General features: G+C 67.3%; 15 protein-coding genes. 10 read left to right on the top strand and 5 right to left on the bottom strand.

What is annotated here, in order from left to right:
• Position 1: 1 nt before the first annotated feature.
• The 5 genes from ISF28_RS03470 (at position 2) to corA (ending at position 5,964) form a co-directional block, all read left to right on the top strand.
• Positions 2 to 2,080 carry a ribonuclease catalytic domain-containing protein gene (locus tag ISF28_RS03470; protein ID WP_198115767.1) on the top strand — a complete coding sequence of 693 codons (2,079 nt, stop codon included), beginning with the start codon at positions 2 to 4 and terminating at the stop codon, positions 2,078 to 2,080.
• Between the two features lie 196 nt (positions 2,081 to 2,276).
• Positions 2,277 to 3,128, top strand: coding sequence for a TonB C-terminal domain-containing protein (locus tag ISF28_RS03465; RefSeq protein WP_198116163.1), 852 nt, complete (start codon positions 2,277 to 2,279; stop codon positions 3,126 to 3,128).
• An 11-nt stretch (positions 3,129 to 3,139) separates the two neighbouring features.
• On the top strand, positions 3,140 to 3,964 hold the full coding sequence (aroE, locus tag ISF28_RS03460) for a shikimate dehydrogenase (RefSeq protein WP_198115766.1): 825 nt from the start codon (positions 3,140 to 3,142) through the stop codon (positions 3,962 to 3,964).
• Positions 3,961 to 4,701, top strand: coding sequence for a monofunctional biosynthetic peptidoglycan transglycosylase (mtgA, locus tag ISF28_RS03455; RefSeq protein WP_198115765.1), 741 nt, complete (start codon positions 3,961 to 3,963; stop codon positions 4,699 to 4,701). Before aroE ends, mtgA begins: the two co-directional genes overlap by 4 nt.
• Before the next feature lie 297 nt (positions 4,702 to 4,998).
• Positions 4,999 to 5,964: a magnesium/cobalt transporter CorA gene (corA, locus tag ISF28_RS03450; RefSeq protein WP_198115764.1), complete on the top strand. Its 966-nt coding sequence runs from the start codon at positions 4,999 to 5,001 to the stop codon at positions 5,962 to 5,964.
• A gap of 1 nt (position 5,965) precedes the next feature.
• Here corA and ISF28_RS03445 read toward each other — a convergent pair whose 3' ends face one another.
• From ISF28_RS03445 to thiD, 5 genes are all read right to left on the bottom strand, one after another.
• On the bottom strand, positions 5,966 to 6,559 hold the full coding sequence (locus tag ISF28_RS03445) for a heme-degrading domain-containing protein (protein ID WP_229518860.1): 594 nt from the start codon (positions 6,557 to 6,559) through the stop codon (positions 5,966 to 5,968).
• A 55-nt stretch (positions 6,560 to 6,614) separates the two neighbouring features.
• Positions 6,615 to 7,028: a hypothetical protein gene (locus ISF28_RS03440; RefSeq protein WP_198115763.1), complete on the bottom strand. Its 414-nt coding sequence runs from the start codon at positions 7,026 to 7,028 to the stop codon at positions 6,615 to 6,617.
• 84 nt (positions 7,029 to 7,112) lie between these two features.
• A complete protein-coding gene (locus tag ISF28_RS03435) occupies positions 7,113 to 8,390 on the bottom strand; it encodes an NRAMP family divalent metal transporter (protein WP_198115762.1) in 1,278 nt (425 codons plus the stop codon).
• Positions 8,391 to 8,551: 161 nt separating this feature from the next.
• Positions 8,552 to 9,853: a glutamate-1-semialdehyde 2,1-aminomutase gene (gene hemL, locus ISF28_RS03430; RefSeq protein WP_198115761.1), complete on the bottom strand. Its 1,302-nt coding sequence runs from the start codon at positions 9,851 to 9,853 to the stop codon at positions 8,552 to 8,554.
• Between the two features lie 12 nt (positions 9,854 to 9,865).
• Positions 9,866 to 10,717: a bifunctional hydroxymethylpyrimidine kinase/phosphomethylpyrimidine kinase gene (gene thiD / locus ISF28_RS03425; protein WP_267876939.1), complete on the bottom strand. Its 852-nt coding sequence runs from the start codon at positions 10,715 to 10,717 to the stop codon at positions 9,866 to 9,868.
• Between the two features lie 86 nt (positions 10,718 to 10,803).
• Between thiD and ISF28_RS03420 the strand changes: the two genes are divergently transcribed.
• From ISF28_RS03420 to ISF28_RS03400, 5 genes are all read left to right on the top strand, one after another.
• Positions 10,804 to 10,956 (top strand): rubredoxin, encoded by a 153-nt coding sequence (locus tag ISF28_RS03420; protein WP_036235743.1) that lies wholly within the window; start codon positions 10,804 to 10,806, stop codon positions 10,954 to 10,956.
• Positions 10,957 to 11,116: 160 nt separating this feature from the next.
• A complete protein-coding gene (locus ISF28_RS03415; protein ID WP_198115759.1) occupies positions 11,117 to 11,512 on the top strand; it encodes a response regulator in 396 nt (131 codons plus the stop codon).
• A gap of 21 nt (positions 11,513 to 11,533) precedes the next feature.
• Positions 11,534 to 11,902: a response regulator gene (locus tag ISF28_RS03410; RefSeq protein WP_370663384.1), complete on the top strand. Its 369-nt coding sequence runs from the start codon at positions 11,534 to 11,536 to the stop codon at positions 11,900 to 11,902.
• A gap of 1 nt (position 11,903) precedes the next feature.
• Positions 11,904 to 12,431, top strand: coding sequence for a chemotaxis protein CheW (locus ISF28_RS03405; RefSeq protein ID WP_198115758.1), 528 nt, complete (start codon positions 11,904 to 11,906; stop codon positions 12,429 to 12,431).
• Positions 12,432 to 12,481: 50 nt separating this feature from the next.
• Positions 12,482 to 14,857, top strand: coding sequence for a methyl-accepting chemotaxis protein (locus tag ISF28_RS03400; RefSeq protein ID WP_198115757.1), 2,376 nt, complete (start codon positions 12,482 to 12,484; stop codon positions 14,855 to 14,857).
• Positions 14,858 to 14,875 lie beyond the last annotated feature (18 nt).

Below are 14,875 nucleotides of genomic sequence, written 5' to 3'. Positions count from 1 at the left end.
CATGAACTTATTTTTCGAAGAGTCCGGCGATTTCAAGGTCGGCACCGTGCTGTCGCAGGCGGGCGAGGCCTACCAGGTCGAAATGCCGAGCGGGAAGCGTACCAAGGTCAAGGCGCGCGACGTGTTGCTGCAATTCGACAAGCCCGATCCCGCCACGCTGCTGGAGCAGGCGAAGGCCGTCGCGGCGGACGTCGACCTGGAATTCCTGTGGGAAGTCGCGGGCCAGGAAGAATTCGGGTTCGCGGAACTGGGCGCCGAATACTTCGGCCACGCGCCGCTGCCGTTCGAAGCGGCCGGCCTCGTGCTGGCCCTGCATGGCGCCCCGATCTATTTCTACAAGAAGGGCCGCGGCCGCTACAAGGCGGCGCCGGAGCAATCGCTGCGCGCGGCGCTGGCCGGCATCGAGAAAAAGAAGCAGCAGGCCGTCGTGCAGGCCGCGTACGTCGAGGAACTCAAGGCTGGCAAGCTGCCGCAGGCGATGCAGCCGCTCGTCCAGCAACTGCTGTTCAAGCCGGACAAGAACGGCATCGAATACAAGGCCCTGGAAACGGCCGCCGACGAATTGCAGACGACGGCCCCGCGCCTGATGCTGTCCACGGGCGGCATCGCGTCGGCGAAAGAGCTGCACATGGGCCGCTTCCTGTTCGAGCACTTCCCGCGCGGCGCCGGCTTCGCGCCCGTGGCCGTGCCCACGCCCCCGGCCGACCTGCCGCTGGCGAACGTGGCCGCGTTCTCGATCGACGACGTGACGACGACCGAGATCGACGACGCCTTCTCCGTCGAAAAGCTCGACGACGGCACGGTCCGCGTGGGCATCCACATCGCGGCGCCGGGCCTGGGCATCCGTCCGGACGACGCCATCGACAAGATCGCCCGCGCCCGCATGTCGACCGTGTACATGCCGGGCGACAAGATCACGATGCTGCCGGACGAGGTCGTCGACGCCTACACGCTGGCCGAAGGCAACGACTGCCCGGCGCTGTCGCTGTATGCCGTGCTGGATCCGGCCACGTGGACCGTGCTGTCGACGACGACCCGCGCCGAGCGCGTGCCGGTCAAGAACAACCTGCGCCACAACGACCTCGACGACGTCGTCAACGAAGAGACGTTGAGCAATGGCGAAGGCGATTATCCGCACAAGATGGAACTGGGCTTGCTGTGGCAATGGGCGCTGCAGCTGGAAGCGGGCCGCATGAAGAAGCGGGAGGCGTTCGGCCTGAAACCGGAGCAGGCGAACCGCGTCGACTTCAATTTCTACGTCGAGGACGACGTCGTCACGATCGTGCGCCGCAAGCGCGGGGCGCCGCTGGACAAGATCGTGGCGGAGTTGATGATCTTCGCCAACAGCACGTGGGGCAAGCTGCTGCACGACTGCGGCGTGCCCGGCATCTACCGCTCGCAGGGGCCGGGTGCCGGCGGCTGGGCCGCCAAGATGCAGGTGCGCATGGTCACGCACGCGGCGCCGCACCAGGGCCTCGGCGTCGACCAATATGCGTGGTCGACGTCGCCGCTGCGCCGCTACACGGACCTCGTGAACCAGTGGCAGATCCTCGCCTGCGCCAGCAACGGCGTGACGGCGCCGCTCGTCGCGCCGTTCAAGCACCGCGACGCGACGCTGTTCTCGATCGTCTCCGCCTTCGACGCCGCCTACTCCGCCTATAACGACTTCCAGCAGAACATGGAGCGTTACTGGTGCCTGCGCTGGCTGGCGCAGGAAAACGCGAAACAGGTCGACGCGGTCGTGCTGAAGGACGAGGTGCTGCGCCTCGTCGAGATCCCGCTCGTGATCCGCCTGCCGGGCATGCCCCAGGCGGCGCGCGGTGCCCAGGTCCGCCTGGACATCGTGCGCTGGGACGAGGTCGACCTGTCGCTGGAAGCGCGCCTGCTCGAAGTGGCCGCCGTGGCGACCGAAGCCGCGGCGGAGCTGGGCCTGGACGAGGAAGAAGAGAGCACCGACACCGGCGAAGCGGCGGCGGCGGAGGCGGCCGAGGCCGAGGGCGCCGTGGCCGTCACCGATCCGGAGACGCAGACCGACGTGGCCGGCGAGCAGGCCGGCCCGGAGGAACCGCAGGCGGCATAAATTGTCGAAAATGCATTCGATGATGTAGGGTGGGCGCCCTGCGCCCACCAAATGGTCGCGCCGCGGCGACATCACGGTGGGCACAGGGTGCCCACCCTACCAAAGATGCCGCGCCGCACGGTAGAATGGGGAGTTCCATGACCCCAACCGTCCCACCCCGCAGCGCGTGAACACCCTCCGACACAACCGTCCCCTGATGATCGCCATCGCCTGTTCGGTGCTGGCGCACGCTTCCCTGCTGGCGATCCGCTTCGCCGCGCCGGACGCGTTCCGGCTGCAGCCGGCCGATCCGGGCCTGGAAGTCATCCTGGTCAACGCCAAGCATGCGCGCGCGCCCGTCAAGGCCGAGGCGCTGGCCCAGGCCAACCTGGACGGCGGCGGCAATGCCGATGCCGGCCGCGCCCAGTCGCCGCTGCCGGACCTGCGCAAGGTCGAGAACGGCGACAGCATCAAGGCCTTGCAGCGCCGCATCGCCGAACTGGAACAACAACAGAACAGCGTCCTGACGAAAGTCCGCCAGTCGCAGTTCAACCGCATGCCCGTCGCCGACCAGGCCAAGCCGGACCCCAGCCGCACGGGCGAGGACAATCTCGATTCCACCCGCGCCATCGCGCGCATGACGGCCGAGATCACCCAGCGCATCTCCGACGAGAACAAGCGCCCGAAAAAGACCTTCATCAGCCCCAGCACGCGCGAAGTCGGCTACGCCATGTACTACAAGGCGATGCAGAAGCGCGTGGAGGAAATCGGCACCTTGAATTTCCCGCAGCAGAACGGGAAGAAGCTGTACGGCGAGCTGGTCGTCTACATCCCGATCTTCCAGGACGGCACCCTCTACGAAAAGGAGGGCGGGCCGCATATCGAACGCAGTTCCGGCAATCCAGCGCTGGACAAGGCCGCGCTGTCCATCGTGCGCCGCGCCGCGCCGTTCGGCAAATTCCCGGCCAATATGCGGTCGACCGACAAGGACGATTTGTGGATCGTCGTCACCCGCTTCAAATTCACGCGCGAGGAAAAACTGCAGGCGGAATTGCGCGGGGATGGCTGACAGGAGAGTGAATGACAGATAAATATTGCGTGATCGGCAACCCGATCGCCCACAGCAAATCGCCGGACATCCACGCCGCCTTCGCGGCCGCGACCGGCCAGGACATCGCGTACGAACGCTGCCTGGCGCCGCTGGACGGCTTCGCCGACACCGTGCGCGGTCTCGTCGCGCAGGGGTATCGCGGCGCCAACGTGACGGTGCCGTTCAAGCTGGAAGCGGCCGCGCTGGCCACCCGGCTGGAAGAGCGCGCGCGCCTGGCCGGCGCCGTCAACACCTTGCGCTTCGACGGCAACGAGATCGTCGGCGACAACACGGACGGCCCCGGCCTCGTCGCCGACATCGTGCGCAACGCCGGCGTGCCGCTGGCCGGCAAGCGCATCCTGCTGCTGGGCGCGGGCGGCGCGGCGCGCGGCGTGATCCTGCCGTTCCTGCGCGAGCGGCCGCAAGCGATCGTCATCGCCAACCGCACGCGCGCGACGGCCGATGCGCTCGTCGACCATTTCGCCGGCCACGTGGCGTATCCGGGACAGATTTCCGCCTGCGGCTTCGACGGGATCGCCGGCCCGTTCGACGTCGTGGTCAACGCGACGTCCGCGAGCCTGTCGGCCGACTTGCCCCCGGTACCCGCGTCGGCATTCCGTCCGGGCACGCTGGCGCTGGACATGATGTACGGGAAGGAACCGACGCCGTTCATGCGCTTCGCGGCGCAGCACGGCGCGACCGCGCGCGACGGCCTCGGCATGCTGGTCGAACAGGCCGCGGAGGCGTTCGCCATCTGGCGCGGCGTGCGGCCGGAGACGTCGGCCCTGCTGGCCCGCATGCGCGCATCGGCATGAGCGGCATCGGGACGCTCAAGGCGCGTGCGCCGGCGCGCGCGAAGACGGGCGGCCGGCGCTGGCTGAAATGGATTATCCTCGGGCCGCTGCTGCTTGTCGTCCTGCTGCAGCTGTACTTCTTTGCGATGGTGTGCTGGTGGACGCAATTCAATCCGTCGTCCACGAGCATGATGCGCCAGCAGCTGGCGGCGCTGCGCGCGCAGAACCCGAACGCGAAGCTGGAACACGTGTGGGTGCCGTACGCGCGCATCTCGAACAACCTGAAGCGGGCCGTGATCGCGTCCGAGGACGCCAATTTCATCGACCACGACGGCGTCGACTGGGACGCGCTGGAAAAGGCTTACGAGCGCAACAACAAGAAGCACAGGGTCGTGGGCGGCGGTTCGACGATCACCCAGCAGCTGGCGAAGAACCTGTTCCTGTCCGGCTCGCGCAACTATCTGCGCAAGGGCCAGGAGCTGGTCATCGCCTACATGCTGGAGGCGGTGATGGACAAGGAACGCATCCTGGAAATCTACCTGAACGTGGTCGAATTCGGCCGCGGCGTATTCGGCGCCGAAGCCGCCGCGCGCCACTACTTCCACGTGCCGGCCGCGAACCTGACCCCGGCCCAGGGCGCCCGCCTGGCCGTCATGCTGCCGAACCCGCGCTTCTACGACCGCCACCGCGACACGAGCTACCTGGCGCGCCGCACGGCGGTCATCCAGCGCCGCATGAATGCCGCCGAACTCCCCTAAATTCGGGGTCAGAGCACTTTTTTCCTGAAATTCGGGGTCAGAGCACATTTCGATGCGCGGAGTTCGGCCCGGTTCCGCCGGATGTGCGTTCGCCACGCGATGTTTTCGTGGCGCAAACGCTTCAAAAATTCCCTCTGACCATTGCCCCAAAAAGTGCTCTGACCCCGAATTTCCAACGAAATGGGGTCTGACCCCGAATTTGGGTTATTGCTCGGGAAAACGTGTGTACGGGCTGGCCGGGCTCAGGGCTTACGGGTACACTTGCGCTGTTTCCGAACCCGGCCGAGAAAGCAGCGCATGATCAACGTATTTGTCCTACAAAATGGCCGACTGAACCAGGTGCCCATCGCGTCGCGTGCCGATCTGGAGAACGCGCCTGCCGTCTGGGTCGACCTGCTCGACCCGACCGACGAGGAGCGCGCCTGGGTCAAGGCGGCCTATGGCGTGATCCTGCCCGGCGAGGACGAAGTCCAGGACATCGAGGCGTCGGCCCGCTACTACGAGGCGGAAAACGGCGACCTGCATCTGCGCACCGACTTCCTGCGCGAGGAAGAGGACGGCCCGTCGCGCATCGTGACGGTCGCGTTCATCCTGGCCAAGAAAATCCTGTTCTCGGTCCACACGGACGATCTGCCGGTGTTCCGCCTCGTGCGCCTGCGCGCGCGCTCGCGCCCCGGCTCGATCGAAGACTATATGGACGTGCTGCTGGACCTGTACGCGACGGACGCCGAGTACTCGGCCGACGCGCTGGAAGGCATCTACGAGAGCCTGGAAGACGTCAGCCAGCGCGTGCTGCAGAAGGAATTCACCGACCAGGACGCCGCCTCTGCGCTGAATGCGATCGCCCACGAGGAAGACTTGAACGGCCGCATCCGCCGCAACATGATGGACACGCGCCGCGCCGTCAGCTTCCTGATGCGCGGCCGATTGCTGAACACGGACCAGTTCGAGGAAGCGCGCCAGATCCTGCGCGACATCGAATCGCTGGACGGCCACACCTCATTCCTGTTCGACAAGATCAACTTCCTGATGGACGCCACCGTCGGCTTCATCAACATCAACCAGAACAAGATCATCAAGATCTTCTCGGTGGCCTCGGTCGCCTTCCTGCCGCCGACGCTGATCGCCAGCATCTACGGCATGAACTTCGAATTCCTGCCGGAGCTGCACTGGCACTTCGGCTACGGCTGGTCGCTGGGCCTGATGGTCGTCAGCGCGATCGCGCCGTTCCTGTATTTCCGCCACCGCGGCTGGCTGAAATAAATCACAGCGGCACGTCGTCCGCCTTCAGATACCACTTCAGCGCGCGCACGACCATCGCGTGGTCGTCCACGCCCGCGAGGCCCGACACCGTAATCGTGCCGATCTGCCCCGTGCCCTTGACGACGATGGGGAAGGAGCCGCCGTGCGCGGCATAGTCCTTCGGGTCGAACGTGGGCAGGTTGTCGTAGTCGCGGCCCTTGGCGACGGCGTCCGTGTGCACGTAGAACGAGGCGTGGCCCGTGCGGTTCACGAGGTTGCTCTTGCGGCGGATCCAGTCGGCGTTGTTCGGGCTCGTGCCCGCCATCGCGTGGAAGAACAGCGGGTTGCGGTTGACGCTCACGTCGACGGTGACCGCGACCTTGTCGGCCTTGGCCTGCTCGACGATCCGGTTGCCGATCGCGAGCGCCGCGTCGTTGTCGAAGGATGTGAACTGCAGCGCCTGTTCCTGGCGGCGGATGGTGTCGAGCGATATGGTCTTGTTTTCCATGGCGGTTCCTGGCGGGTTGGTCGTTGCGGCGCGGGTCGGCAACGCGGCGGCCAGCAGGCCCGCCGCCGCCAGCGCGGCACAGGAACAGCGAACGATACGCACGGCCATGACGTTGCCTCTCCGCGGAGGATGACGCAGGCAAGTATAACCGGACAGGGGTTCCTTATCGCTCCAGATTCAGGAACAGATTCGCCGCGAACGCGAGGATGGCCAGCGCGCCGACGATTTCCGCAGTCGCGAGGACGGGCGCGGCGCCGACATGGCCCAGCAGCAGCATGGTGAGCGCGCCCATCATCACAGGCAGGGCCAGGTTCAGCAGCCAGAAATGCAGGCGCGCGAGGCGGCTTTCTCCCGCCTGCGGGAATACGCTGTAGATCAGGCCGGCCAGCGCCATCGTCGTCCAGCCCAGCAGGTTGATGTGGGCGTGGACGGGGCGCAAGGTGAAATTCTGGCTGGCGCCCATGGCGATGCCGAGCGAGATGCCGAGGATGAGGTAAAGGACGGCCAGCTTGAGCCAGACGATGCCGGCGCGCGAGAACTGCGGTTGCGGGAGGGACGACGCGGTGGTGGTTTGCATGATGCGGCTCCTGGATCGGTGTTGGATGAGAGGAGCGCATCGTAGAACGTCCGTCCGCGCGGGTGCAGCCCCACGCGTGGGGGATCACAAGGTCGCGAACATCGCGATGACCGCCACCAGCATGACCGCCACGCCCACCCAGCCGATGATGGTGTGGCGCGTCGACAGCGTGTACTCGCCCATGATCTTGCGGTTATGCGCGAGCATCATCATGACGGTCATGATGGGCACGGAGATCACGCCGTTGATCTGCGCGGACAGCATCAGCGCCTCGATCGGGTGGATCGGCGCGAAGTCGAGCAGCACGCCGCCCAGGGTCGCGAGGGCGATGAGGCCGTAGAACTCGCGTGCCTCCACGACTTTCAGGTCCAGGCCGTTGCGCCAGCGGAAGCTTTCGGTGACGGCATAGGCGGCCGAGCCGGCCAGCACGGGCACGGCCAGCATGCCCGTGCCGATGATGCCCAGCGCGAACGCGAGGAACGCGAAATCGCCCGCCACCGGCCGCAGCGCCTCGGCCGCCTGGCTCGAGGACTGGATATCCGTGATGCCGTGCGCGCCGAGCGTGACGGCCGTCGTCAGCATGATGAAGAAGGCGACGATGTTGGAAAAGCCCATGCCGATCAACGTGTCGGATTTGATGCGGCGCAGCTGGGCGACGGCGTCGCGCGGACGCGTGCGCAGCGCGCGCGTGTGGTGGTCGTTGCGGATTTCCTCGACTTCCTGCGACGCCTGCCAGAAGAACAGATACGGGCTGATCGTCGTGCCGAACACGGCGACGATCAGGGCGACGGATTCCTTCGTGAACGTGAAATGCGGCCAGACGGTGCGCGCGAACACCTCGATCCAGGGCATGTGCACGGCGAACGCCGTCGCGACGTACGCGAGGAGGCCGAGGGTCAGCCATTTCAGGTAGCGCACGTACTTGGCGTACGGCAGGAACACCTGCAGCACGAGGCACAGCACGCCGAAGCCGAGGGCGTACGGCTCGCTGGACGCCGTGCCGGTCACGAGGCGCAGCGCCTCGCCCATCGCCGCGATGTCGGCCGCGATGTTGATCACGTTCGCGATCAGGAGCAGGGCGACGATCACGTACAGCAGCCAGGGAGAGTAGGCGCGGCGGATGTTGGCCGCCAGCCCGCGCCCCGTCACGCGGCCGATGCGCGCCGACACGAGCTGGATGCCGACCATGAACGGGTAGGTCAGCACGAGCGTCCACAGCGTGTTGAAGCCGAATTGCGCGCCGGCCTGCGAATAGGTGGCGATGCCGGACGGGTCGTCGTCGGCGGCGCCGGTGATCAGGCCGGGGCCGAGCGATTTCAGGGTGGCATTGTCGGTGAGGCGGCGGAAAAGCTTGAACGGCATGTTGGGCCTGGCGCGAATGAAAACGGGCGCGCGGCCGGAAAATCAGCGCGCCGGGGCGATCGGGTTAGTAGGGGGAAGGTCCATGATTGGCGCGCAGTGTAGCATGGGGGACACGTTGCGAACGTGTCCCCTTGGTAACAAAAGCGAGAAATAAGCCTGGTTTAAGCCAGGCGCGCGAACACGCGGCGGGCCGCGTCGACCGTCGCCGCGATCACGGCGTCGTCGTGCGCGGCCGACACGAAGCCCGCCTCGAACATGGCCGGGGCGAAGTACACGCCTTCGTCGAGCATGCCGTGGAAGAAGCGGTTGAAGCGCTCCTTGTCGCCGGCCATCATCTGGCCGTAGCTGGACGGGATCGCGTCCGCGAAATACATGCCGAACATGCCGCCGACCGCATCCGCGCGGAAGGCGATGCCCGCTTCGCGCGCGGCGCCCGTCAGGCCCTCGACCAGTTTCGCCGTCTGCGCCGTCAGGTGCTCGTAGAAGCCCGGTTCCTGGATCAGCTTCAGCGTCGTCATGCCGGCCGCGACGGCGACCGGGTTGCCGGACAGCGTGCCGGCCTGGTAGACGGGGCCGATCGGCGCCATCTTCTGCATCAGGTCGGCGCGGCCGCCGAACGCGGCCACGGGCATGCCGCCGCCGATGACCTTGCCGAGCGCCGTCAGGTCCGGCGTAATGCCGTACAGCGCCTGCGCCCCTTTGAGCCCGACGCGGAAGCCCGACATCACCTCGTCGAAGATCAGCACGGCGCCATGCTCGGTGCACAGTTCGCGCATGCGGTGCAGGAATTCCGGCGTCGCGCGGATCAGGTTCATGTTGCCGGCCACGGCTTCCACGATCACGCAGGCAATGGTGTCGCCCATCGAGGCGAACGCGTCTTCCAGCTGCGGGACGTTGTTGTAGTCGAGGACGATGGTGTGCTTGACGAAGTCTTCCGGCACGCCGGCCGACGTCGGGTTGCCGAACGTGAGCAGGCCCGAGCCGGCCTTCACGAGCAGCGAATCGGCGTGGCCGTGGTAGCAGCCTTCGAACTTGACGATCTTGTCACGGCCGGTGGCGCCGCGCGCCAGGCGCAGCGCGCTCATCGTCGCTTCCGTGCCGGACGAGACGAGGCGCACCTGCTCGATCGACGGCACGAGGCGGCAGATTTCCTCGGCGATCTCGATCTCGCCCTCGGTCGGCGCGCCGAACGACAGGCCCTGCGCCGCCGCGTCCTGCACGGCTTTCACGACCTTCGGATGGGCGTGGCCGACGATGGCCGGGCCCCAGGAACCGATGTAGTCGATGTAGCGTTTGTCGTCCGCATCCCAGATGTACGGCCCTTCGGCGCGGGTGATGAAGCGCGGCGTGCCGCCGACGGAGCGGAAGGCGCGCACGGGCGAGTTCACGCCGCCCGGCGTGGTCTGCTGGGCGCGGGCGAACAGGATGTCGTTCTGGGAGGTGGTGTCGGACGTAGCGGTCATGGTGGTTTGCATTCAGGTGGCCGCGCCGGGGGCGCGGAAGATCTTGTTCGGAATGAGCCGGCCCATGCCGAAGCGGCAGGCGTGGGCGAGTGCGCCGGTGACGTATTCCTGGGCCCCGGGCAGCGCGTCCCCGGCAGCGGCGCCGTGCGCCATGCGCGCCGCCAGCGCGGCCGACAGCGTGTTGCCGGCGCCGACGAACGGGCCGGGCAGGTGCTGCGACCACGGCAGGGCGGTGGCGAGGCCGTCCCCGTCGTACAACTCGTTGCAACGGGTGCCGTCGCCGCCGCCGATGCCCGTCACGAGCACATGGCCGCAGCCGATGCCGGTCAGGTCCGCCGCGTCCTCGGCGACGGTGGCGGAGCTGGCCGGGTCGCGCCAGCAGTCGGCGAAGCGCGCCAGTTCCGGCTGCGACAGCATGAACAGGCTGGCCTGCGGCACGAGCAGTTGATGAATGAGGGTCATCATGTCGTCGTCGCGCGTGCCGCAATCCGGCAGCGACGACGTGAACGGATCGAGCACGAGGGGCACGTCGGCGTAGTCGGACACGATTTCCGCGATCGCGGCGATCTGTTCCAGGCTGGCCATCGTACCGACCTTGATGGCGGCCACCGGCATGTCCTCGAGCAGCATGCGCGCCTGTTCGACGACGAAGGCGTGGTCGGTGGGCTGGACGTCGTCGACGCGCGCCGAATCGGCCACGAGCAGGGCGGTGACGACCGACAGGGCGTGGCAACCATGCATGGCGAAGACGGTTACGTCGGACTGGATGCCCATTGCCCCGACCGGGTCCGCGGGCCCGAACGTGAGGATGAGTGGAGACGGTTGGTTTTGCACAGCGGGTAGAATAAGATAGCTCCCGCCCATTTTATCTGATGGGGACCGTTAGGCTAACACTGAACTGAAAAGAGGAATCGAACGTGAGTACTGAAACACAGGTGTATCAGACCTGGATGTGCCTGATTTGCGGCTGGGTCTACGACGAAGCCGCCGGCGCGCCGGACGACGGCATCCCGCCGGGCACCCGCTGGGCCGACGTCCCGATGAACTGGACGTGCCCGGAATGCGGCGCGCGCAAGGACGATTTCGAAATGACGGCAATCTGAGCTTTTGTTTGCCGCTCGATCACAGGTGATAACGTCCCGCCAATGTTTCATGTCATTCATTCAATGAAGCGCGTACCGGTTAGTTGACGCATCGCAACACTTCATGCACAAGGCCCAGACCCTATGCTATCTTGCGGGTTCATGCTGAAGTGAAACGAATATGACGACGCAACCGACAGGCTTGACGATCATGGTGATCGACGACAGCAGCACGATTCGTCGGTCCGCCGAGATATTCCTGACGCAGGCCGGCTACCGGGTGGTGCTGGCCGAGGATGGCTTCGACGCGCTGGCCAAGATCAACGACCACCAGCCGGCGCTGGTATTCTGCGACATCCTGATGCCGCGCCTGGACGGCTACCAGACCTGCGCGCTGATCAAGAAGAGCGCGAAATTCCATGCCACGCCGGTCATCATGCTGTCCTCGAAGGACGGCCTGTTCGACCGCGCGCGCGGCGCGATGGTGGGCTCGAGCGCCTACCTGACCAAACCTTTTTCCAAAGACAGCCTGCTGGCGGCCGTGCGCGACCATGCGCAGGGCGGCGCCGCGGCTTGACCCAACGATGCGGAGCCCACCGTGGCCATACAAAAAATCCTGATCGTCGACGATTCCCCGACGGAACGCTATTACCTGACCGACATCCTCGTGCGCAACGGCTTTACCGTGACGACCGCCGACAACGGCGAGGAGGCGCTGGCCAAGATCCGCGCCGACCGGCCGGAACTGATCCTGATGGACGTCGTCATGCCCGGCGCGAACGGTTTCCAGGTGACGCGCGCGATCGCGCGCGACCCGGAGCTGGCGTCCGTGCCCGTCATCATCTGCAGCAGCAAGAACCAGGAAACCGACCGCATCTGGGGCATGCGTCAGGGCGCGAAGGATTATTTCGTCAAGCCGGTCGACCCGGTCAAGCTGCTGGCCACGATCGCCACGCTCGGCGCCTGACATGAACGCCAGCGACGCCGGCGGACAGAAAGGCGCGGCGCGGCGCGCCCGCCTGCGCCAGTACCAGGAACAGCTGCTCGAGCGCATGCAGGCCGCGCGCACGAGCAGCGGCGCGCGCGCGCACCAGCTGGGCGTGGAGATCGGCGGCGCGCGCTATCTGCTGGACCTCGTCGAAGCCGGCGAGATCGTGCCGCTGCCGGCGCTGGCCGCGGTGCCGCTCACGCAGCCGTGGTATCTCGGCCTCGCCAACGTCCGCGGCAGCCTGCTGGGCGTCGTCGACCTGGCGCGCTACCTCGATCCGGACGGCCCCGCGCACGGGCTCCCGGCCGCGGGCGCGCGTCTCGTGACGTTCGCCCCGAGCCTCGGTTTTCCCTGCGCCCTGCTGGTCGGGCGCGTCGTGGGCCTGCGCCACGCGGCCGACATGGCGCCGCTGGAAGGCCGCCTGCGCGACGCGGAAGGGCTGGAATGGACGCCGCTGTCGCTGGCCGCCCTCGCGCGCGAGGAACGGTTCCTGCAGGTCGCGCGCTAGGTAGTCCGGGTAAGTAAATCAATCACAACAGGTTTTGCACTGGAGCTGGCATGGGATTCGCATCCAAACTGTCGATGAATTTCTTCCCCAAGAGCGGGGGCGGCGATGCGCAGGCGCGCGACGGCGAGGCCGGCACTGTGCTGGCCTCGCCCGACACGCAGTTCGGCCCCGGCACGCTGCCGGCGGTGCCGCCGCCGGTCCCGGCGGGCCCGGTCAGCGGCACGGCACCGACGGGTTCCGCGGATGACGCGGCGCTGCGCCTGGGCCAGCTGGCGCGACGCCGGCAGCGCACCGCGGCGAACGCGGCCGCCGCCGCGGCCGGCGGCGACGACGACCTGCGCCTGCCGCTGATCGGCCATTTGTCGCTGCCGCGCCAGTTGCGCATCCTGCTCGTCGCCTTCGTCATCGGCATTCTCATCACCCTGCTGTCGCTGTGGCGCAATGCCGGCAGCGGCGCGATCGCCAGCAGCCAGACCCAGATCGCCAGCGAAGCGCTGATGCACTCGCAGCGCGTGGGCAAGGCCGCGCCGAACGCGATGCAGGGCGTGCCGGACGCCTTCACGCAGCTGCAGGACAGCCGCATCGCCCTGTCGCGCGACCTCGACCTGCTGGCGCACGGCGGCGACTTCAACGGCGATGCGATCCCGGCGTCGGGCGGCGACCTCGCCGCCCAGCTGGTCACGGTGCGCAAGAAGTGGCACGTGTCCGACGCGGCCGCCGCCAGCATCCTCAAGATGAAGCCGGAACTGATCGCCTTCGACCAGAACCTCAAGCAGCTCGACATCCTGGCGCCGGACATGCTGGCGCTGACGGAAGACATCCTCACCGAGCGCACGGCGCGCGGCGGCAGCGCGCGCGAACTGGCGGCGCTGGGCCGCATGATGATGCTGACGCAGCGCCTGTCGCGCAGCGCCAGCGAATTCCTGACCTCGGGCGGCATCCGCCCCGAGACCGCATTCCAGATGGGCCGCGACACGACCACGTTCCGCGCCACTGTCGACGGCCTGCTGAACGGCAGCACCGCGCTGGGCCTGGCCCCGCTGCGCGATCCGGCGCTGCGTGCCAAGCTGCAGGAAGTGCGGTCGAAATTCGACATCTGCCAGAAGCTGATCGCGACCTTCCTGGACAAGCTGTCCGACATGACGGCCGCCAAGGCCGCCGAGCAGACCATCTTCCGCGACAACGAGGCGCTGCGCCGCCAGCTGACCGACCTGCAGGCGTCGTTCCGCGGCGGCGAAGGCAGCACGAACGGCTGGTTCTGGCTGCTCGTCGCCGCGTCGATCTTCACCCTCGTCACGGCCGGCAGCATCTCGCGCGTGATGCTGCAGGATTCGCGCAACCGCACGCGCGGCGCCGACGCGCGGCGCCAGGAAGCGGAGGCGATGCGCCTGCTGGCCCAGGCCAAGGAAGAGGAAGCCAAGGCCACCAACGACCAGAACCAGGCCGCGATCCTGCGCCTGATGAACGAACTGCAGGAAGTGGCGGACGGCGACCTGACGGTCTACGCCACCGTGTCCGAAGACATCACGGGCGCCATCGCCGACTCCGTCAACTACACGGTGGAAGAGCTGCGCGGCCTCGTCGTGCGCGTGATCGCCACGGCGGAAAAGGTGACGCAGGCGTCGAACGACGCGCAGCAGGTGTCCAGCCGGCTGCTCGTCGCGGCGGGCCAGCAGGCGCGCGAGATCCAGGACACGTCGGCCACGATGCTGCGCATGGCGGGCGAGATCACCGAGGTGTCCAGCTCCGCGAAGGAATCGGCCGAGGTGGCGCGCCAGTCGGTGGCGGCGGCGGAGCAGGGCGCGACGGCGGTGCAGAACGCCATCCGCGGCATGGGCGAGATCCGCGAGCAGATCCAGGAAACCTCGAAGCGCATCAAGCGCCTGGGCGAATCGTCGCAGGAGATCGGCGAGATCACCGAGCTCATTTCCGACATCACGGAACAGACCAACGTGCTGGCGCTGAACGCGGCGATCCAGGCCGCATCGGCCGGCGAGGCGGGGCGCGGCTTCTCGGTCGTGGCGGAAGAGGTGCAGCGGCTGGCGGAACGGTCGGGCGATGCGGCCAAGCAGATCGGCGCGCTGGTGCGCACCATCCAGACCGATACGCACGACGCCGTGGCGGCGATGGAAAAGTCGACCCAGGGCGTCGTCGAGGGCGCGCGCGTGACCGACGCGGCCGGCGCGGCGCTGGCGGACATCTCGCGCGTGTCGAACCGGCTCGCGGAACTGATCCAGGGGATGGCCGTCGCGGCGGGCCTGCAGGCGACGTCCGCCAACGGTGTGGCGCATAATATGCAGCACATCCTCGCGATCACCGAACAGGCACAGGGCGGCACGCAGCAGACGGCGCAGTCGATCCGGCAGCTGGCGGAGCTCGCGCAGGAATTGAAGAATTCGGTGTCGCGCTTCCGCGTCGCCGCCTGAGCCCCTGACTGTATTCAC

This window comes from Massilia rhizosphaerae, from assembly GCF_016093545.1.
Lineage (GTDB): Bacteria > Pseudomonadota > Gammaproteobacteria > Burkholderiales > Burkholderiaceae_D > Telluria > Telluria rhizosphaerae.
This window is presented reverse-complemented; position numbering and strand designations above follow the sequence as displayed.

Excerpts from the sequence above, each read along its gene's own strand:
- ISF28_RS03470 (WP_198115767.1), top strand. The coding sequence starts at position 2 with ATGAACTTATTTTTCGAAGAGTCCGGCGATTTCAAGGTCGGCACCGTG.
- ISF28_RS03465 (WP_198116163.1), top strand. The coding sequence starts at position 2,277 with ATGATCGCCATCGCCTGTTCGGTGCTGGCGCACGCTTCCCTGCTGGCG.
- aroE (WP_198115766.1), top strand. The coding sequence starts at position 3,140 with ATGACAGATAAATATTGCGTGATCGGCAACCCGATCGCCCACAGCAAA.
- mtgA (WP_198115765.1), top strand. The coding sequence starts at position 3,961 with ATGAGCGGCATCGGGACGCTCAAGGCGCGTGCGCCGGCGCGCGCGAAG.
- corA (WP_198115764.1), top strand. The coding sequence starts at position 4,999 with ATGATCAACGTATTTGTCCTACAAAATGGCCGACTGAACCAGGTGCCC.
- ISF28_RS03445 (WP_229518860.1), bottom strand. The coding sequence starts at position 6,559 with ATGGCCGTGCGTATCGTTCGCTGTTCCTGTGCCGCGCTGGCGGCGGCG.
- ISF28_RS03440 (WP_198115763.1), bottom strand. The coding sequence starts at position 7,028 with ATGCAAACCACCACCGCGTCGTCCCTCCCGCAACCGCAGTTCTCGCGC.
- ISF28_RS03435 (WP_198115762.1), bottom strand. The coding sequence starts at position 8,390 with ATGCCGTTCAAGCTTTTCCGCCGCCTCACCGACAATGCCACCCTGAAA.
- hemL (WP_198115761.1), bottom strand. The coding sequence starts at position 9,853 with ATGACCGCTACGTCCGACACCACCTCCCAGAACGACATCCTGTTCGCC.
- thiD (WP_267876939.1), bottom strand. The coding sequence starts at position 10,717 with ATGGGCGGGAGCTATCTTATTCTACCCGCTGTGCAAAACCAACCGTCT.
- ISF28_RS03420 (WP_036235743.1), top strand. The coding sequence starts at position 10,804 with ATGTGCCTGATTTGCGGCTGGGTCTACGACGAAGCCGCCGGCGCGCCG.
- ISF28_RS03415 (WP_198115759.1), top strand. The coding sequence starts at position 11,117 with ATGACGACGCAACCGACAGGCTTGACGATCATGGTGATCGACGACAGC.
- ISF28_RS03405 (WP_198115758.1), top strand. The coding sequence starts at position 11,904 with ATGAACGCCAGCGACGCCGGCGGACAGAAAGGCGCGGCGCGGCGCGCC.
- ISF28_RS03400 (WP_198115757.1), top strand. The coding sequence starts at position 12,482 with ATGGGATTCGCATCCAAACTGTCGATGAATTTCTTCCCCAAGAGCGGG.